The organism is Streptomyces sp. CB01249 (assembly GCF_001905735.1).
In the GTDB taxonomy this organism is placed as follows: domain Bacteria; phylum Actinomycetota; class Actinomycetes; order Streptomycetales; family Streptomycetaceae; genus Streptomyces.
Map to the genome: position 1 here is coordinate 122,463 of NZ_LISW01000002.1, position 18,212 is coordinate 140,674.

The 18,212-nt window shown below is 70.1% G+C and carries 20 protein-coding genes; 12 read left to right on the top strand and 8 right to left on the bottom strand.

Annotation, left to right across the window (positions count from 1 at the left end; all coding sequences use genetic code 11):
• The first annotated feature begins 16 nt into the window (after positions 1-16).
• From AMK18_RS08835 to groL, 3 genes are all read left to right on the top strand, one after another.
• Entirely contained in the window at positions 17-295 is a 279-nt protein-coding gene (locus AMK18_RS08835; protein ID WP_018101573.1) for a MoaD/ThiS family protein, read from the top strand.
• 355 nt (positions 296-650) lie between these two features.
• A complete protein-coding gene (locus AMK18_RS08840; RefSeq protein WP_003967346.1) occupies positions 651-857 on the top strand; it encodes a cold-shock protein in 207 nt (68 codons plus the stop codon).
• Between the two features lie 310 nt (positions 858-1,167).
• Positions 1,168-2,790: a chaperonin GroEL gene (gene groL, locus AMK18_RS08845; protein WP_073862394.1), complete on the top strand. Its 1,623-nt coding sequence runs from the start codon at positions 1,168-1,170 to the stop codon at positions 2,788-2,790.
• Positions 2,791-2,895: 105 nt separating this feature from the next.
• On the opposite strand, the gene AMK18_RS08850 is transcribed toward groL, so the two are convergent.
• Complete coding sequence (locus AMK18_RS08850) at positions 2,896-3,606, bottom strand: TetR/AcrR family transcriptional regulator (protein ID WP_073863203.1); 711 nt, start codon at positions 3,604-3,606, stop codon at positions 2,896-2,898.
• A 125-nt stretch (positions 3,607-3,731) separates the two neighbouring features.
• Here AMK18_RS08850 and AMK18_RS08855 point away from each other — a divergent pair, with 125 nt between their 5' ends.
• Complete coding sequence (locus AMK18_RS08855; protein ID WP_073862395.1) at positions 3,732-5,429, top strand: CocE/NonD family hydrolase; 1,698 nt, start codon at positions 3,732-3,734, stop codon at positions 5,427-5,429.
• 197 nt (positions 5,430-5,626) lie between these two features.
• The gene (locus AMK18_RS08860; RefSeq protein WP_073862396.1) at positions 5,627-7,687 is read left to right on the top strand and encodes a glycosyl hydrolase family 28-related protein; all 2,061 of its coding nucleotides are present in this window, start codon (positions 5,627-5,629) and stop codon (positions 7,685-7,687) included.
• 10 nt (positions 7,688-7,697) lie between these two features.
• Here the strand turns inward: AMK18_RS08860 and AMK18_RS08865 are convergent, their stop codons facing one another.
• Positions 7,698-8,393: a VOC family protein gene (locus AMK18_RS08865; protein WP_073862397.1), complete on the bottom strand. Its 696-nt coding sequence runs from the start codon at positions 8,391-8,393 to the stop codon at positions 7,698-7,700.
• A gap of 84 nt (positions 8,394-8,477) precedes the next feature.
• Here AMK18_RS08865 and AMK18_RS08870 point away from each other — a divergent pair, with 84 nt between their 5' ends.
• The gene (locus AMK18_RS08870) at positions 8,478-9,110 is read left to right on the top strand and encodes a maltokinase N-terminal cap-like domain-containing protein (protein ID WP_073862398.1); all 633 of its coding nucleotides are present in this window, start codon (positions 8,478-8,480) and stop codon (positions 9,108-9,110) included.
• Between the two features lie 6 nt (positions 9,111-9,116).
• On the opposite strand, the gene AMK18_RS08875 is transcribed toward AMK18_RS08870, so the two are convergent.
• On the bottom strand, positions 9,117-10,523 hold the full coding sequence (locus AMK18_RS08875; RefSeq protein WP_073862399.1) for an MFS transporter: 1,407 nt from the start codon (positions 10,521-10,523) through the stop codon (positions 9,117-9,119).
• 149 nt (positions 10,524-10,672) lie between these two features.
• On the opposite strand from AMK18_RS08875, the gene AMK18_RS08880 reads away from it, so the two are divergent.
• Positions 10,673-10,993, top strand: coding sequence for an ArsR/SmtB family transcription factor (locus AMK18_RS08880; protein WP_073862400.1), 321 nt, complete (start codon positions 10,673-10,675; stop codon positions 10,991-10,993).
• Positions 10,994-11,056: 63 nt separating this feature from the next.
• The gene (locus AMK18_RS08885) at positions 11,057-11,611 is read left to right on the top strand and encodes a hypothetical protein (RefSeq protein WP_241836516.1); all 555 of its coding nucleotides are present in this window, start codon (positions 11,057-11,059) and stop codon (positions 11,609-11,611) included.
• A 51-nt stretch (positions 11,612-11,662) separates the two neighbouring features.
• Here AMK18_RS08885 and AMK18_RS08890 read toward each other — a convergent pair whose 3' ends face one another.
• Positions 11,663-12,082: a PIN domain nuclease gene (locus AMK18_RS08890; protein WP_073862402.1), complete on the bottom strand. Its 420-nt coding sequence runs from the start codon at positions 12,080-12,082 to the stop codon at positions 11,663-11,665.
• Positions 12,082-12,324, bottom strand: coding sequence for a type II toxin-antitoxin system VapB family antitoxin (locus tag AMK18_RS08895; protein WP_073862403.1), 243 nt, complete (start codon positions 12,322-12,324; stop codon positions 12,082-12,084). The genes AMK18_RS08890 and AMK18_RS08895 overlap by 1 nt, the downstream gene beginning before the upstream one ends.
• Before the next feature lie 150 nt (positions 12,325-12,474).
• Here AMK18_RS08895 and AMK18_RS08900 point away from each other — a divergent pair, with 150 nt between their 5' ends.
• The 3 genes from AMK18_RS08900 to AMK18_RS34620 all read left to right on the top strand — a co-directional run bounded on the left by AMK18_RS08900 (position 12,475) and on the right by AMK18_RS34620 (position 14,241).
• Entirely contained in the window at positions 12,475-13,059 is a 585-nt protein-coding gene (locus AMK18_RS08900; protein WP_073862404.1) for a DinB family protein, read from the top strand.
• Between the two features lie 205 nt (positions 13,060-13,264).
• Complete coding sequence (locus AMK18_RS08905; protein WP_018101563.1) at positions 13,265-13,630, top strand: peptidoglycan-binding domain-containing protein; 366 nt, start codon at positions 13,265-13,267, stop codon at positions 13,628-13,630.
• Between the two features lie 185 nt (positions 13,631-13,815).
• A complete protein-coding gene (locus AMK18_RS34620; protein ID WP_073862405.1) occupies positions 13,816-14,241 on the top strand; it encodes a hypothetical protein in 426 nt (141 codons plus the stop codon).
• A gap of 59 nt (positions 14,242-14,300) precedes the next feature.
• On the opposite strand, the gene AMK18_RS08915 is transcribed toward AMK18_RS34620, so the two are convergent.
• A complete protein-coding gene (locus tag AMK18_RS08915; protein ID WP_241836517.1) occupies positions 14,301-15,095 on the bottom strand; it encodes a hypothetical protein in 795 nt (264 codons plus the stop codon).
• Positions 15,096-15,391: 296 nt separating this feature from the next.
• On the opposite strand from AMK18_RS08915, the gene AMK18_RS08920 reads away from it, so the two are divergent.
• The gene (locus AMK18_RS08920) at positions 15,392-16,225 is read left to right on the top strand and encodes a hypothetical protein (protein WP_073862407.1); all 834 of its coding nucleotides are present in this window, start codon (positions 15,392-15,394) and stop codon (positions 16,223-16,225) included.
• Here the strand turns inward: AMK18_RS08920 and AMK18_RS08925 are convergent.
• Positions 16,213-16,998 carry an aldo/keto reductase gene (locus AMK18_RS08925; protein WP_073863204.1) on the bottom strand — a complete coding sequence of 262 codons (786 nt, stop codon included), beginning with the start codon at positions 16,996-16,998 and terminating at the stop codon, positions 16,213-16,215. The two genes, AMK18_RS08920 and AMK18_RS08925, sit on opposite strands and share 13 nt — an antisense overlap.
• A complete protein-coding gene (locus tag AMK18_RS08930; protein WP_073862408.1) occupies positions 16,995-18,191 on the bottom strand; it encodes a JmjC domain-containing protein in 1,197 nt (398 codons plus the stop codon). Before AMK18_RS08930 ends, AMK18_RS08925 begins: the two co-directional genes overlap by 4 nt.
• Positions 18,192-18,212 lie beyond the last annotated feature (21 nt).

Consider the following 18,212-nt stretch of genomic DNA (forward strand, 5'->3'; position numbering starts at 1 on the left):
TCAGGAAGGCACCGCCATGAGCGTCAAGGTCCGCATTCCCACCATCCTCCGCACCTACACCGGCGGCCAGGCCGAGGTTCCGGCCGAGGGCGCGACCCTCTCCGAGGTCATCGCCTCGCTGGAGAAGGACCACCCGGGCATCGCCGCCCGCGTGCTGGACGACCAGGGCAAGCTGCGCCGCTTCGTCAACGTGTACGTCAACGACGACGACGTGCGCTTTGAAGGCGGCCTCGACGCGGCCACCCCCGACGGTGCCGGCGTCTCGATCATCCCCGCAGTGGCCGGCGGCTGCTGAGCCCAAGGCTCCTTAGCGTCACCGCAATTGCCCCCTCCGCGAGAGAAGCGGAGGGGGCAATTCTGCATGGTTGAGCGGGGTAGAGTGTGGGAAGTCCCCTTCGCTGCCCGTGCCCCTCGCATATGAGAATGCGCCGCGCCACGATCAGAAGCAGCCAATGTGCCTGCGCCTCTTGCGCCTTAAGTCGCCTTTGTCGGGCCCGACTTGCCCCGCAAACTCATGAATTCCTCATATTCGGGCGATCGGCGCTGCGCAGAATTGTCGTCCGATTGACCTGTTGCACAGGGCAGTTGGGCAGATACATTCAGCCGCGGTCGACGCGCTTCGGCGCACACACGTTACAGGGGAGTTAGGCATGGCTCAGGGCACCGTCAAGTGGTTCAACGCGGAGAAGGGGTACGGCTTCATCGCGGTCGACGGTGGTGCGGATGTATTCGTCCACTACAGCGCGATCCAGATGGACGGGTACCGCACCCTCGAAGAAGGTCAGCGGGTCGAGTTCGAGATCTCGCAGGGCCAGAAGGGGCCGCAGGCGGACATGGTCAAGCTCGCCGTCGGCTGAGCCCGGCACGGCACGTCGGCCGCGACGCCACGCACGTACGAAGGGTCCGTACCTCCAGAGGTACGGACCCTTCGCGTTGCCCGGCCGCGTCCGGGGGTTGTCCACACTCCGGCCGGGGGCGCTTGCACTCTCGGGGGCCGAGTGCTAATCATTGGGCTTAGCACTCTCCAGGTGAGAGTGACAGAATTTTGGACCGGGCCGGTGAGGCCCGCACGCCAGGCGGGGAAGGAACCGCAGGGCACGCAGGCCGTCCGTCGCGGGCGCCACTCGGTCCGGAGCAATCCACCCCTGTCCGGGAGGACCACTTCACATGGCCAAGATCATCGCGTTCGACGAGGAGGCCCGGCGCGGTCTCGAGCGCGGCATGAACCAGCTCGCCGACGCCGTCAAGGTCACCCTTGGCCCCAAGGGTCGCAACGTCGTCCTCGAGAAGAAGTGGGGCGCCCCCACGATCACCAACGATGGTGTTTCCATCGCCAAGGAGATCGAGCTGGAGGACCCGTACGAGAAGATCGGTGCGGAGCTGGTCAAGGAGGTCGCCAAGAAGACGGACGACGTCGCCGGCGACGGTACGACCACCGCCACCGTTCTCGCCCAGGCGCTCGTCCGCGAGGGCCTGCGCAACGTGGCCGCGGGTGCGAACCCGATGGCTCTCAAGCGGGGCATCGAGAAGGCCGTCGAGGCCGTCTCCGCCGCCCTCCTGGAGCAGGCCAAGGACGTGGAGACCAAGGAGCAGATCGCTTCGACCGCCTCCATCTCCGCCGCCGACACCCAGATCGGCGAGCTCATCGCCGAGGCCATGGACAAGGTCGGCAAGGAAGGCGTCATCACCGTCGAGGAGTCCCAGACCTTCGGTCTGGAGCTGGAGCTCACCGAGGGTATGCGCTTCGACAAGGGCTACATCTCGGCGTACTTCGCCACCGACATGGAGCGCATGGAGTCGTCCCTGGACGACCCGTACATCCTGATCGTCAACTCCAAGGTCAGCAACGTGAAGGACCTCCTTCCGCTGCTGGAGAAGGTCATGCAGTCCGGCAAGCCGCTGCTGATCATCGCCGAGGACGTCGAGGGCGAGGCCCTGTCGACCCTGGTCGTCAACAAGATCCGCGGCACCTTCAAGTCCGTCGCCGTCAAGGCCCCGGGCTTCGGCGACCGCCGCAAGGCCATGCTCGGTGACATCGCCATCCTCACGGGCGGCACCGTCATCTCCGAGGAGGTCGGCCTCAAGCTGGAGAACGCCGGTCTCGACCTGCTCGGCCGCGCCCGCAAGGTCGTCATCACCAAGGACGAGACGACGATCGTCGACGGCGCCGGTGACAGCGACCAGGTCCAGGGCCGCGTCAACCAGATCCGTGCCGAGATCGAGAACTCCGACTCGGACTACGACCGCGAGAAGCTCCAGGAGCGCCTGGCGAAGCTGGCCGGCGGCGTGGCCGTCATCAAGGCCGGTGCCGCGACCGAGGTCGAGCTCAAGGAGCGCAAGCACCGCATCGAGGACGCGGTGCGCAACGCCAAGGCCGCCGTCGAGGAGGGCATCGTCGCCGGTGGTGGCGTGGCTCTGCTCCAGGCCTCGGCCGTCTTCGAGAAGCTGGAGCTCTCGGGTGACGAGGCGACCGGCGCCAACGCCGTGAAGCTCGCCCTGGAGGCCCCGCTCAAGCAGATCGCCGTCAACGGTGGTCTCGAGGGCGGCGTCGTCGTGGAGAAGGTCCGCAACCTGCCGATCGGTCACGGCCTCAACGCCGCGACCGGCGACTACGTCGACATGATCGCCGAGGGCATCCTCGACCCGGCGAAGGTCACGCGCTCCGCGCTGCAGAACGCCGCGTCGATCGCCGCGCTGTTCCTCACCACCGAGGCCGTCATCGCCGACAAGCCGGAGAAGGCCGCCGCGGCCGCTCCGGGCGGCATGCCGGGCGGTGACATGGACTTCTGATCCTGACGGATCGGCAGTTCCAGCAGTACCAAGACACCGGCCCCCGGGGATTCGTCCCCGGGGGCCGGTGTCTTCGTGTGTACGCGTACGTGTACGAGTGGGAGCTCAGCCCGCGTCGAGGCCGTCCACGAGACGGGTGAGGAAGCGGTCGAACATGGCGTCCGGGGTGACCGGCCGCCCGGCCGTCGCCAGCGCGTCCGCGAGCTCCGGATGGCTGCCGTCCGCCGCGACCTCCGCCAGATACGCCGCATCGGCGGCCGCCCGCCCGGGGTCCTGGGCCGCGCGGGCCTGGCCGACCTCGTAGGCCACATGGGCCGCCACGAACGACGTGAGCTGGGCGAAGATCTCCAGCCGGGCCGCCCCGTCGAGCCCGATGGGCCGCAGCGCCGCGAGGGCGTGCTCCACGAAGGCGAGGGTTCGGGGGCCCAGGGTGCGGCGGGCCTGCACGGCGGCGGGCAGCCAGGGGTGGCGGAGCATGTTCGCGCGCTGGTGGCGGCCGATGGTCTTGAGGTCGGCGCGCCAGTCGCCGGTGAGCGGGCCGGATGTGGGCAGCTCACCGGAGACGTGGTCGATCATCAGGTCGAGCAGCGTCTCCTTGTCGGGGGCGTAGCTGTACAGCGACATGACGCCGGCGCCCACCTCCGCGGCGACCCGCCGCATGGTGACCGCGTCGATCCCCTCGGCGTCCGCGACGGCGACGGCGGCTGCCGTGATCGCCTCGCGGCTGAACGCGGGTCTGCGGCCGCGCCGGGGCCGGTCCTGCTCCCGCCAGAGAACGCGTGGATCGATGCCTCCGGCACCTTCGGTGCGGGTCACGTGCTCAGCCTCTCTCACCCGGGTCGCCTTCGGGGCCATCCAAGCATCCAGTATTCTCGTACTTAGTACGAGAATGGAGTGCGGGGTTCCCGCACCGCTGCATGACGTACCGATGGAGGCGAAAGATGACCCGACCGACGCACGACGCCCGCCCCCGGGCCGCATGGACGCCGTCGTCCGCGAAGCCGCCGCTCGCCTCCCGGCTGATGCGCGCCTCCTGGCGCGGTCTGCCCGCCGCGCGCCACAAGGTGGGCGTGGAGCGCGGTCTGACGGTCCCCGCCGCCGACGGCAGCCCTCTGCTCACCGACCACTACTTCCCGCGCGCCGGGGGCGACTTCCCGACCCTCCTGGTCCGTACGCCGTACGGGCGGGGAGTGCCGTGGTCCCCGCAGTACGGCATCCTCTTCGCCGAACAGGGCTTCCATGTGGTCGTGCAGAGCTGCCGGGGCACGGGCGGCTCGGGCGGCCGCTTCCACCTCTGGCGCAACGAGCCCGCCGACGGCCTCGCGGCGGTCGGCTGGCTGCGCGAACAGCCCTGGTTCGACGGGCGGTTGGGCACCGTCGGCCCCAGCTACCTCGGGTACGTCCAGTGGGCGCTGGCCCTCGATCCGCCGCCGGAGCTGAAGGCCATGGTGGTGCAGGTGGGGCTGCATGATCCGTACGCCCTCTTCCACGCCGACGGCGTCCTCAACCTGGAGACCGCGCTCGCCGTGGGCGCCGGCATGACCTACCAGCACCGGGGTATGGGCGCGTTCCTCCGCGCGACCCTGCGCCTCCAGCGCCGACTGCGCTCCGCCGTCACCGCGCGTCCGCTGCGCGGGGCATACGCGGACGCGCTCGGCGGTGAGATCCCCTGGCTGGACGAGGTGATGGCCCACCCGGACGCGGACGACCCGTACTGGGAGGGCGCGTCCCTGGCTATGGCGGCGGAAGGGGCGGCGGCCGGGGCGGCGGTCGTCCCCACCGCCCTCGTCACCGGCCGGCACGACGCCCTCGTGGACCAGACCTTCGCGCAGTACGACCGGCTGCGCCGGGCGGGCGGCGAGGTGTCCCTGCTCGTCGGCCCGTGGACCCACACCTCGGCGCTCCAGGCGGGCTGGGCCGAGGTGTTCACCGAATCGCTGGCCTGGCTCCGGGCCCACCTGTGCGACGACCCGTCCGGTCTGCGCCCGACACCGGTGCGCGTGCACGTGGGCGGCGCGGAGGCGGGTGTCCGGGACCTGGACGCGTGGCCCCCGGAGGCGTCCACGGCCTCCTGGTACCCGACCGCCGACGGCCACCTCACCCACGAGGCCCCCACGGACACCGCGCCCGTCGCCTCCTTCCGCCACGACCCGGACGAGCCGGTCCCCACGCTGGGCGGCGCGCTGCTCTCCCGTACGGCGGGGGAGCGCGACAACGCGTCCCTGGAGGCGCGCGCGGACGTTTTCACGTTCACCGGGCCCGCCCTGGACGGACCCCTCACCGTCCTCGGTCCGGTCTCCGCCCGGATCAGCGCCTCCACGGACACGGGGCACGGCGAGGTGTTCGTCCGGCTGTGCGACGTGGACCCGGAGGGCCGGTCGGTCAACGTCTGCGACGGCTTGGCCCGCCTCCGCACCACGGGCGCGGACCCGGTCCGCGTGACGATCCCGATGACCCCGACCGCCCACCGCTTCGCCCCGGGCCACCGCGTCCGCTGGCAGGTCGGCCCCGCTCCCCACCCGCGCTACGCCCTGAACCCGGGCACGGGGGAGTCCCGGATCGATGCGACGGAGTTCGTACCCGTACGGGTGACGGTGCACGCGGACTCGGAGTTGACGCTCACGGTGGTGGAGGACTGAGCGAATCCGTTGCGTACCTGAACGCAAAAAGGTGACGAGATAGTGCACGCAAGCCTCACGCGGAGGAAATCTCCTCGCATAAGTCTTGTGGGAGGGTCGCCGCGCGCCCTACTGTCGCCTCACTCACGACGGTGGCGGCCTCCCCACGCGTGTACGGCTGTTGAGCCCCGTCGACTCCTCAGAGAAACGGGCATGCGATGTCACGGAAGATCGCCGCTGTCGCGGCGGCGGTGCGAAGACCGCGTCGGGCCGGGCTGTACGCGTCCACGGTCGCCTCGGTGACCGCGGCCGCCGTCGGGTTCGGGGTGCTGGCCGGTGCGCCCGCGCTCGCCGGGCCCCGGTCCGCCGCCGCTCCGGCCCCGGTCGTCACGCGCGCCGCCCTCGATCCCGCGCTGGTGCAGGGGCGGGGCGCGAAGGTGGCGTTCGCGGAGCAGGAGGCCGAGAACGCCACCACGAACGGCACGGTCATCGGGCCGGACCGGGAGGCGTACACGCTGCCGTCCGAGGCGTCGGGGCGCAAGGCGGTCAAGCTGGCGCCCGGGCAGCACGTGGAGTTCACGCTGCCCGCGGCGGCCAACGCGATCACCGTGCGCTACAGCATCCCGGACGCGCCGGGCGGCGGCGGGATCACGGCGCCGCTGGACGTCTCGGTGAACGGCTCCAAGCGGTCCACGATGACGCTGACCTCGCAGTACTCCTGGCTGTACAACCAGTACCCGTTCTCCAACGACCCGGGCGCCGGGCTGCTCCACCCCGACTGGTGGATCACCGAGTGCGGCTGCGTGCCCGCCGAGACGACGCCCGCGCCGGTCGTGGACAAGCCGTTCCGGCCGAGCCACTTCTACGACGAGCAGCGCCTGCTGCTCGGCCGTACCTACCGCGCGGGCGACACCGTACGGCTGACCGTTCCGGCCGGGAGCCGGGCCGCGTGGACGGCGATCGACCTGCTGGACTCCGAGCGGGTCGGGCTGCCGCACGTCGAACTCCTCGCCGCCAACGTCCTCGCGTTCGGGGCGGATCCGACCGGGCGGCGCGACGCGGCGGGGGCGATCGAGAAGGCGATCGCGTTCGCCCGGCGCACCCATCTGAAGGTGTACATCCCGCCGGGGACGTACCGCGTGGACCGGCACATCGTCGTGGACGACGTCACGATCACCGGCGCGGGCAGCTGGTACACGAAGATCAAGGGCCGCGAGGTCGCGCTCGCCGAGCCCGCCGCCGACGGCTCGACGCACACCGGCGTCGGCTTCTACGGGAAGTCCGCGGCCGAGGGTGGCAGCCGCAACGTGCATCTGTCCGGCTTCGCCATCGAGGGCGACGTGCGCGAGCGCATCGACACCGACCAGGTCAACGCGATCGGCGGCGCGATGAGCGATTCGACCATCTCGGGCCTGCACATCAGCCACACCAAGGTCGGCATGTGGTTCGACGGGCCGATGAGGAACCTGAAGGTCTCCGACACCGTGATCGTGGACCAGATCGCGGACGCCATCAACTTCCACACGGGCGTGACCGATTCGCGCGTCACGAACACCTTCGTACGCAACTCGGGCGACGACGGCCTCGCCATGTGGGCCGAGAAGACCACCAACGCCCGCAACACCTTCGACCACAACACCGTGCAGACGCCGGTCCTGGCCAACGGCATCGCGATCTACGGCGGCAGCGACATCACCGTCTCCGACAACCTCGTCGCCGACCCGGTCCGCGAGGGCAGCGCCCTGCACCTCGGCTCCCGCTTCGGCGCCGAGCCCTTTGCCGGGAAGGTGGATCTCGCGCGCAACACCACGGTCCGCGCGGGCACGTTCGAGCTGAACTGGAAGATCGGGCTCGGCGCGCTGTGGGTCTACGCCCTGGACCGGAGCATCGACGGCGCCGATATCCGCGTCACCGGCAACGACTTCCTGGACAGCACGTACAACGCGGTCATGCTGGTCTCGGACTGGGGCGTGAAGGACCAGTACGTCATCAAGAACATCCACTTCAAGGACATCAGGGTCGACGGCACGGGGACCTCGGTGCTGAGCGCCCGCGCGGCGGGCGGCGCCACCTTCGAGAACGTGGACGCGCGCAACGTGGGCGCGGTGGGCGTCAACAACTGCGGCTCGTTCAACTTCCCGTCGACCGGTTCGGAGTTCGGCCTGACGGACCTGGGCGGCAACGACGGCGGCTGGCTCGCGCCGTGGCTGCTGCCCAACACGATCACCTGCGACGACCGCCCGGAGGTGGTCCCGCCTCCGGCGCCGACCACCTGGTGAGGCGTAAGCGCTAGTCGGTGGCCGGTCCGGGCGGACCGGCCACCCCTATGCACGCCTCGTTGCCCTCGGGGTCGGCGAGGACCCAGTTGTGCGGGGCGTCCGCGTCGTTCAGCAGCCTGCCCCCGGCGGCCAGGGCGGCGGCGATCCGGGCCCGGGCCTGGTCGTGCGGCACCCATACGTCGACGTGGACGCGGTTGCGCTGGGGGCGCGGGGCGTCCATCCGCTGGAAGTAGAAGGGGGCGCCGCGCCTGCGCGGGTCGACCAGGTCCTCGGGGCTGCCCGCGCGGTGCTCGTAGCCGAGCAGGGCGCGCCAGAACGCGACCACGGCGGGGCCGTCGAGAGCGTCGACGGTGACCTGCACGGTCTGGATGAGGGTCGGGTCGGCGGTGAGGCCGAGGGACCGCGCCGCCTCCGATATCCGGCGGGCCACCTCGACATGACGGCTGGTCATCCCGAAGTACTCATCGGTGAGCGTGATCAGCCGTACGGTCACGCCGTCCCGTCGCACATCGATGTCCGGGTGGTCGTCGCCGAGGTCCGGCAGTTCGCCGATGGCCTGTGCGAAGCGCGTACCGGCCGTGAACGATCCGCCGGTGCGGAAGTACGCGCACGCGCCCTCGCCGACGACGCGCCAGTCATCGAGGCCGGCGGTCTCGTGGAACTGCTGCGGCCTGATACGCACGGTGGTGTTGCCCCCAGAGGTCATAGGCTCAACCTAGCGCGCGGGTCTGACAACGCCCCCGCGCGCAGGGAAAGCAGCTGTTCACGCGACCCATGGGAGACCTCCGGCATGGCCGTCATCCACCGCACCACCCTGTCGCCGACCAAGCTCGAACTGCTCACCACCTGGCTTCCCACCCGCCCTTGGTACGTGGGCCCCACGCGCCCCTCCCTCGTCAGGTCCGGGGGCTTCCGGCTGGACGATCCGCAGGGCGAGGTGGGCATCGAGTTCATGGTGGTCACCGACACCTCGGGCGACGGGCCGGTGCCGTACTTCGTGCCGCTCACCTACCGGGGCGCCGCGCTCGGCGGCGCGGAGGACGCGTTCGTCGGCATGACCACGCACGGCGTGCTCGGGAAGCGCTGGGTGTACGACGGCTGCCATGACCCGGTCCTGGTGGCGCAGCTGTTCGCCCTTCTCGACGGGCGCGCCGAGCCCCAGGCCCAGAGCGTCACTGACGCCCCGGACCCGACGATCACCCACTCCGGACCCGGGAGCCCCCTCGGCGTCACGGCCGCCAAGGCCACGGACAACCCCACGGGCACGTACGTATGGACCAGGGACGTGACCCTCCGCGTGAACCGCCTCCTGCGACCCGCCGCGGACGGCCCGGCGGACATGGAGGGGTACGTGTCCGGCCCCTGGCGTACGCCGGAGGACGTGGAGGTACGAGGGGTGTTCGCGGAGTTGCGTACGGCGTAGGGCCCCTCAGGCCCGCGGTTCCCTGCGGGCCAGCGTGACGACGGCGGCCGCGAGCGCCGCGCAGACGGCCGCCATCGCCCAGAGCAGCGTGTGGAAGGCGGAGTCGTAGGCGGCGGGGTACGTTCCGGTGCCCTGCCGTCCGGCGGCGAGGCCCGCGACCGCCGAGCCGAAGACGGCCACGGCGACGGCCTCGCTGCCCAGGCGGAGGGTGTTGAGGAATCCGGCCGCCATGCCCGCCTTCGCGGGGTCGACCAGGGCGAGGGCCTGGGCGTCCACCAGTCCGGCGGACAGCCCCATGCCCGCCCCGGTGAGCAGCATGGGCACGGCCATGCCGAGGGTGGAGGTGTCCGGGCCGAGCAGCAGCAGGGCGAGGTCGCCGACCACGAGGAAGCCGAGCGAGGCCAGGACGACGGCGGTCGCGGGGGTGCCGCGTTGCACCAGTTGCGCGCCCGCGAGGGGCAGGGCGAGGACGGGCAGCGTCAGCAGCAGCATCGTCGCCCCCGCTGCGGACGGGCTGTGTCCGGCGACGGTCGTCAGATACGTCGGCAGGTACGTGAGCTGCGTGACGAAGCCGAACGAGGCCGCCACGGGCACCAGGCAGTACGCGAGGAACGCCTTGTTCCGCAGGACGGACAGGTCGAGCAGCGGGGCCTCGGTCCGCCGTGAGTGCGCGGTGAACAGCGCCAGCAGGACGAGGGCGAGCGCGAGCAGGCCGATCGTGCCGGGCGCGGTCCAGCCCCACTGCGAGCCCTGCACGATGGCGTACGTGAGCGCGAGCATCGCGAGGACGAAGACGGCGGCGCCGCGCAGGTCGAGGCGGGGTGCGTCGGTGTCGGGTCGCTCCGCGACCGTACGCGCGACGGCGGGCAGGCAGAGCAGCACGAGCGCCAGGGCCACCGCGTGCAGCCCGAAGATCCAGCGCCAGCCGAGTCCGTCCACGGCCGGGCCCGAGACGGTGGGGCCGAGCGCGACGCCGATCCCGGCGACCGTGCCGAAGAGCGCGAACGCCTTGGCGCGGGCTGCGCCGTCGAAGGCCGTCGAGATGATCGCGCTCCCGCAGGCGAAGAGCGCCGCCCCGCCGATCCCGGCGACCGCGCGGGCCGCGTCGAGCACGTACACGTTGGGCGTGACGGCGCAGGCGACGGACGCGGCGGTGAAGATCGCGGCGCCCGTGGTGAAGGCGCGGATGCGGCCGATGCGGTCGGCGAGCGAGCCCCAGACGAGGGTGCAGCAGGCGAACGCCAGGTTGAACGCGTTCACCACCCACTGAAGGGATGCCGAGCCCGCGTGGAGGTCGGCGCCGATGGCGGGGAGGGCCACGGCGGTGCCGGATATCGAGGTCGGGACCACGAAGACGGCGAGCAGGACGACCGCGAGCGTCAGCCCCTGCCGGGCGGGGGCGGTCTGTAGCACGAGAGGGCTCCGGGGGTGAGGGGGCAGGCGAGGGCAGCCAGGTACGAGAGATTTCGTACCTGGCGCCGGATAGGCTGGCACGGCGTCAGGTACGACGCAAGTAGTACCTTGGTGGCGGGGACCCGTCAGCGAAGCGGAGGAGGTGCGTCATGCCGGACGCCGAAGGGCATCCGACCCCGGAGGAGATGGAGCTCCAGGTCGTGATGAAGGCCCTGTCCGACCCCATGCGCTACCTGGTCGTGGCGACCCTGGCCGCCCAGCCGGACGGCACCGAACGCTCCTGCACGTCCTTCGGCCTGCCCGTCTCCAAGTCGACCCGGACCCACCATTTCCGGATCCTCCGCGAAGCGGGCCTGGTCCGCCAGGTGGACCGCGGCAACAGCCGCATGGCCCAACTCCGCCGCCAGGACATCGAATCCCGCTTCCCGGGGCTGCTGAAGCTGATCGCGGAGAGCCCGCCTCCCTCATGATCGCCGGTCGCCGCGCGTAAAACCGCGAGCGCTTCCGCGGTCGGCGGCGGGAGGATGGACGGCATGTCCAACTCGCACGCGGTGCCCATCCTGAGGACGGCTGATCCTTCGGCGGCGCTGCGCGCGGTCGACGGGTTGCTCGGGATCGCCGACCTCAGGGATTTCGAAGTCGACTACACGGCCGTGATCTCCTCGCCCGACGCGTTGAAGGCGCTGTCGGAGTTCCTGCAGTACGGAACGTGGTACGCCTGTGACGAGAGCGGGTCGCCAGGCCCGGGCGATGATCCGGCGGAGTACCTGCCGATTCGCTGGCTTGCCTTGGGGGATGAGCCGGAGACCGTTCCGGGGTTCCTCGAAGCGTTGAACGGCACCCCGGCGACGGTGCGGTGGGATTTCTTGGGGTGGCCAGCCGCACCCGAGGCCGGGTTGGGTCCCGGAGGAGCCAGAGGGGCCTTCGTGACGCTGTGTGTGAACGTTCGCGACCTCGAACTGATGGAGCCTGCGGACGATTGCACGGTCTACGTACACGTCAAGCAGCGCGAGGCCGAGCGCGCGCCTTGGCTGGCCGCACAGGTCGGGCTGCGGGTGATCGGTGACGGGGTGGAGGCTCCGTACTAGCTCATCACGGGCAGCGCGGAGCCGGTGGTGTAGCGGCCCGGAGGCCCCCGCTCAGCCGTCGGCGCTGCCCGGTGGGACGACCCACTCGGCGGGCTGGCCGGTGAGCGAGGCGATCATGTCGAAGTCGCCGTCGTAGTGCAGGACGGTCAACCGGTTCAGCTCCGCGGTCGCGGCGATCAGAAGGTCCGGGAGCGACAGGGTCCGGTGGAAACCTGCGTGAAGGGCGTGGCGCTGGACCTCCAGGGCGCGGGCGAAGGTGTTCTCCGTGACGTGGAGGTAGTCGAAGGCGTGCAGCCAGGTGCTGATCCTGGTCGCCTCGGAGCTGTCCCGGGCCGAGTGGACCATCTCGTACTCGGTGGGTTGGCAGACGGCGAGCAGATATCGCTCGTGCAGCGGCTTCAGCACATGCTTGACGGCAGGCTTCGTCCACCGTGCGAGCGCGGACTTGTCGATCAGATAGCGGTCCTGCATCAGGCGGCCCGGCCGCCCTCGCGCTTGAGACTGCCGTCAGCGTTGCGGGGGCCGGTGCTCTCGACGATCTCCCTGAAGTCGAGCTCCCCGGCGTCCATGGCGTCGAAGCCCTCCTGCCGGAGGTGCCGCTTGACCGCGTCCTCCATGGCCAGGCGCACCGCCTGGGCCTTGGTCTTGGTGCCGAATATACGCATGGCCTCGGCGACCATGGCCTCGTCGAGGTCGATGACGGTCCTGGCCATGTCGGTGCTCCTCACTCCGTAACCCGGGAACAAAACGATATCATTCTTTCTTGGTGCGCGATATCGTTTCGCCGGGTGAGGGGGGAGGTTCCGCACGAGCAGGTCGGCGGGCCTTGAGGGCCCAGGGCCTCCGTGGCAGGGTCGCGTCGCATGATCGATGAGACGGCGAAAGACGTTCTGCACCAGCGGCTCCGGCGCGACCGTGAGGCGTTGCTCTGGAAGCTCGACGGGCTGTCCGAGTACGACGCGCGGCGGCCGCTGACGGCGACCGGGACGAATCTGCTCGGGCTCGTGAAGCATGTGGCCACCGTGGAGGCGCGGTACTTCGGGGAGGTCTTCGGGCGGCCTTCCCCCGAGCCGCTGCCCCGGTGGCAGGACGCCGACGGGAGCGATCTGTGGGCGGACGAGGGGGAGACCTGCGAACAGGTCGTCGCGTTCTACAGGCGTACGTGGCAGCACGCCGACGCGACGATCGACGCGCTCTCCCTCGACGCCCCGGGGCACGTGCCGTGGTGGCCGGAACCTTATGACCGCACGACCCTGTTCGCCGTCCTGATCCACGTCCTCGGCGACTCCAACCGGCATGCCGGTCACGCCGACATCCTGCGCGAGGGGCTCGACGGCCGGACCGGGTTGCGTCCCGAGCACGAGCAGCCGATCGATGAGGCCGCCCGCGCGGCGCACCGTGCGATGGTCGAGCGGGTGGCGCGGTCGGCCGCGCCCGTCGCCCCGTAGGCGCGTCCCGCGTCGGGAAGCGCGGCCGGGACGCGGGTGGGACGGGGTGGACGCACCGGTCGGTGGTGTCCGGTTGGCCCGGGATGTCTCAGGGACGGGAAGTCCTGGTGGGACGGCTGACGCGGCCTTGAGCATGAGTCCCGTCCGAGTCACGGACTGCCCTGCCGGGGCGGCCCGTGACCGCTTATGAGATGGGGAACCTTCCATGATCAAGACCGCCCTCCGCCGCGGAGCCGTCGCCTTCGGTGCCGCCGCCATCGCCGTCACCTCGCTCGCCGGCGTCGCCCAGGCCGACGTGGGCGTCGCGTACATCAAGCCCGACCAGCGCGGCACGGCGGTGGTCTGCGTACAGCGGGCGCTGGAGCTGGCGGGATACAACCTCGTGCGCGACGGCGTGTACGGCCAGGCCACCTACGCGGCCCTGACCGACTTCCAGCGCCACCACGGCCTCTCGGCGGACGGCATCGTCGGCCCGAGGACCGGCGACGTCCTCTACTACGACTTCCTCAAGTACTCGGGCGGCCTGATCGAGGGCGAGGTCTGCCCCACGCTCATCCCCACCACCCACTGACCCGGCACCCGGACGCTCCGCTGCCGCCCCCGCGCCGTCGCCCGGCTCGGGGGCGGCGTGGTGCATACATGACGTAAAGGCGTCAATGCATCGAGAAATGCGCGTACCGAGCGATACAGTCTGTTCGTCGTTGAGGTCGGCATGCGATCCCGCGCAAATCAATCGCGGGCCCGGTGGAGGTCGGAATGAAGAAAATGACGCAGCTGGGAATTATTGCGGCGAGCGCCCTCATGGTTGCGGCGTTCGGGACCAGCCCGGCGACCGCCGCCAACACGGCGCGCTACACCAGCTGCAAGACGACTGGCGCCACAGGAGATGTGAATATAGCTGGCTGGAAATCCATGGACAAGGGAATTCCCAGCGTGCAATTGAGCGTCTATGATTCGCTGTCCGACGGGCATCACGCGAGTATTAGACTCGGTGTGACCTACTATCGTGGTGGTATCACCTACTACCCGTGGCATGCCAATAACGATGGCGCCGGAACATGGAAGGTATTCAATTCATACGTGCCGGCGGGCAGTGATGGGATCACTGCGGTCTGGGTGCAGGTCGCCAGGTACGAGGGAAGCACGCAGCTGAACCTGTGCACTTCGCCTTACCTCTCCTGATCGGCTTCGCTTGCGGAAGGCCGCCCTCCGGCGCAGAGTCGTTGACTGCGGTGCTGCCGTCAGCGGCCCGGGCGGTCCGACTTGGGGATCAGGCCCGCTCTTACGGCCCGGGCCTGGGCGCGGACCTGTTGGGCGGGGAGTGCCGGGGTCTCGCGGGTCGGCTTGCCCGCGCAGGGGCGGCACTTGCCGCCGGGGAGGGCTTCCGGGGTGCCCGGCGCGCGGCACTCGCTGCATTCCAGGGTGCGCAGGACCGGGAGGGGTTCGCGGGCCGGGGGAAGTTTCGTCTGGAGGCGTTTGGCGACGAACGCCGCCGGGTGATGGATTACGTCCGGCAGTCCGGTGGTAAGGGCCCGGAGCACTTCCGGCTCCGTGGCGCCCCTTCGTAGCCACTCCGACGCCTGGGGTTCGAGCGCCACGCACTCCCGGTGCGACAGCGACAGCACGGGGGCCTGGCGGCCCAGCGCCGCCAGCAGGATGAACGCCCGTGACCGCGTTTCCCGTTGGGTCTCCTTGGGTACGTCGCCCCGGCTGAAGCTCGCCCACCACGCATCATCCCGCGCGGTGCGGGAAAAGAACGTCCGCGTCACCCACAGCAGGCTCACCCCGCTCGCCACGCACTCGCTGCCCCGCCGCAGGTGCCCCGCCTCCTGAAGGCGGTTCAGCGACGTCCGGACCGCGCACTGCCCGTACGGGAGGGCTTTCGCGAGCGCCTTTACGGAGATGTCGGCGCCGTCGCACAGCCCGTCGATGTACGCGGCGATGGCCGCGTCACGCGGATGGAGGTGCGTGAAGTCCTGGCCCGTACGCGGGCGTTCGTCCGGCGCGGAACGTTTGCCGTAACCGGGGTTCGCCATCGGGTGGTCGGGGAAGGGTGCGCTACTAGACTGAGCGTCAGCCATCAGATCGCTACTTTCACTGGGTCGATCGAGGTGGTCAGGCCCCTGTCGGTGTGCCTACACCGGCGGGGGCCGTCTTCAAGGTCTATGTCCTCGCTGAAGCTAAAGCGTGCCTACCGTCCGTCGCAACTTGATCGCGAAAAGTGAACCCTTGCGGGTAACGGGGGCGGGTGGGCGGGTACAGGCCCACCCAACCATTCCACTCAAAGAGCGCTCGAAGCTCGGGGCTTGAGCCCCGGGAAGGGGACACGGAGTTGCCGGATCTGCGGGTCGAATCAGTCGATGAAGTGCTTGACCGCGTGGAGAGGTCTCTCCAGGTCCGCATCGATCGGGACACGGTGATCCGCAAGCGCCGGTCCGTCGGCGGCCGCACCGATCGCAATACGTGGGTACGGGTGGAGCGGCGATCGTTTCAGCGAATCGAGGCCCAGGGCGGCAACGGGCCGGAGGCGGCGGCCGTTCTGAGCGGGGTGGCCATGCCGCGCTGGTACGGGGCGGTGACCTGGCGCGATGAGGCCGAACCCGTCATGTGGCGGGCCGACGAGACAGAGCTGGTGAGCGATCCTCCGGTAGGGCAGGCAGCCTTGGTGATCGATGATCCACGGCTGCCGGACACCTGGTGGGACGGGCTGAACACCTCGTTGGACGCCCTTGCCGCGCACCACACTCCTCGTATCGCGACGCCCGACACCGAGCTGATGACGCAGGACCTTGTCGAGACCACCATCAGGCAGGTCTTCCCCGAGCTCCCGGACCTCACCGTTGACGAGTGGGCTCCGGCGCACGCGGACCTGACCTGGGCCAATGTCACCGGCCCGGAGTTCCGCATCATCGACTGGGAGGACTGGGGGATGGCGCCCCGAGGGCTCGACGCGGCGATCCTGTGGGGCAACGCCCTCGCCGTGCCCGCCCTCGCGGACCGCGTCCGGGCAGAGCGACGCCCGGACCTGGAGTGCAGGTCCGGGCGTCTGATGGCGCTGTTCTTCTGCGCGAAAGTCGTGGGTCCGTACGCGCACGACGCCGATCCCAGGCTGGGACCGGCGCGGCGGGCGGCTGCCCGTCTCGTCGCGGGATTTCAGTCCCGCTGACCGTTGCGGGCCGCGAGCCGACGGTACTGAGCGATGGCAGCAACGTTCACTTCGTGGGTGAGCGAGTTGCTCAGCTCCTCCAGATGCGCGGCATCGTTCGTGCCTGCCGCCATCGCATCGACACAGGGCAGGTGGAAGGCTGCCCGGAAGGCCGCTTGCGCCCGGCTGCAGTCCTGGGGTGCTTCCACGAACACGCGAGGGTCGAATCGCTTCCAGACACCTTCCGTCGTACTGCCGCCGAAGGGGCTCATGCCCCACAGAGCCGATGGTCGCCAGCGGGAGACGAGGGTCTCGCTCGCGTCCAGGATCTCGCCGCCGACGAGGAGCCCGGCGCGGACCATCAACACGTCCGGCCGTGGGAGCGAAGGTTCGGCCAGATCGGCCAAAGGCCGGGGATCCCAGGAGGAGATCCCCCAGGAGCCGACGAGACCCGCTGCCGCCGCGTCCGCGAGTGCGGAGCAGGCGGCTGCCAAGCGGTCCTGCCGCTGGGCGCGGGGGCCGTGAGAGAGGCTGTGTTCAGGGTTGTGCAGGAACACCAGGTCCGGCTCCCTGCCCAGGTCGCGGAAGGCGTCGTCCAGGGCAGTGCGGAGGCGATCGGGGTCGAGGGAATGTTCCGAGGTGTTGCCTGCTGGGAAGTAACCGACCTTCGTGGACACGGTGAACTCCGGCAAGAGGTCACCGGCCGTTTCGGCCAGGACCCTGTGCGAGTGGAAGCTGAAGTAGTTGCTGCTGGTGTCGATCGCGGTAACGCCGAGGTCCGCAGCAGCCGTCAGGAGAGAGCGTTCGTGACGAGACCGGTGTAGCCCGAGGACAAGTCGGGGGTGAGCGGGGCGCATATCTCCTCCTCAACCAGGATCGACGCCACTTCGGCCACCTCGGTGCCCACCAGGGGGGCTACCTCGTCCAGCCGAACCGGCTGCCCGCTCAGCAGGAGGCGGAGAGAAGGGAGGGCCTTGGCGGTGAGCGTCAGCTTCCTGCCGGAGGTCACCACGTCGACCGTCGCCCCGTTCTCCTCGATCCGGGGCGGGAAGTGCGTGGTGCACACGACGGCTTCGAGGTCGCCGAAGATCTCCAGGAACGGCACCTGCCGGGCGGGAGTCGTCTCCTGTTCGTACGCCCTCAGAAAGTCAGCGGGAGTACGTTCGACCGCGAGCCGGGCGGCGGCCGCGGTGAGGGGCCGGCGATCGGCGGCTGCGCCGCGGTCGAGATCGTGCCGGAAGATCTCGTGTTCACGGGACCAGTCGGCCAGCCAGGCGAGCCAGCTCGCCCCCGTGCGTTTGGTGATCCCGAACGTCACGTGCAGGCTCTTGCCGGTCCCGCTGCCGGTGCGGGTGGCTTGGTGCCAGTGGCCACGCGGAATGTGCATGACGTCCCCGGGCGTCATCGTGCCGGACCAGACGATGTCCGTGCTCGGTGTGGTGTTGGGGTCGGCGTCCCGGTACATCGGGGCCGTGCGTGAGGTCCCGCGCACCTCCCAGTCCTTCTCGCCGGCGAGCTGAACGATCAGGACATCGTGGTCGTCCCAGTGGAGCGGGAAGCCTGCGGCGTCGTTCGTCGTCAGATACGCGTTCACCTGCACTCGCTCGTGCGACCACCACTGCAGGGCTCGGCAGGTGACCTCCATCGTCGGGTCGAAGACGTTGGCCTGGTCGAGGATGAGTGTCGCCCCATCGCGCAGGAGCGAACCCAGGCTGCGCATGTTGACCATGGAGATGCTCTGGCCGCGCGGGCTGACGCTGTCGGTGTAGTAGACGGCGGGATGTACTTCCTCGCCCTCACGGAAGCACCGGAACTGGGGCCGGTACAGGCTCCGGCGCATGGCGATGTCGAGCAGGCGGTTGGGGGTCAGGATGCGGGAGACGAGGCCGGGGTCCTCCATGTGCCCGCGTGCGAACCGGACGCCGAGCGCGTCCGCTCCATTCCAACCGAGCGCCTTCTCCACGGCTTTGATCAGTCGATGTTCCACCACTGCCTCCTGATGAGTCGG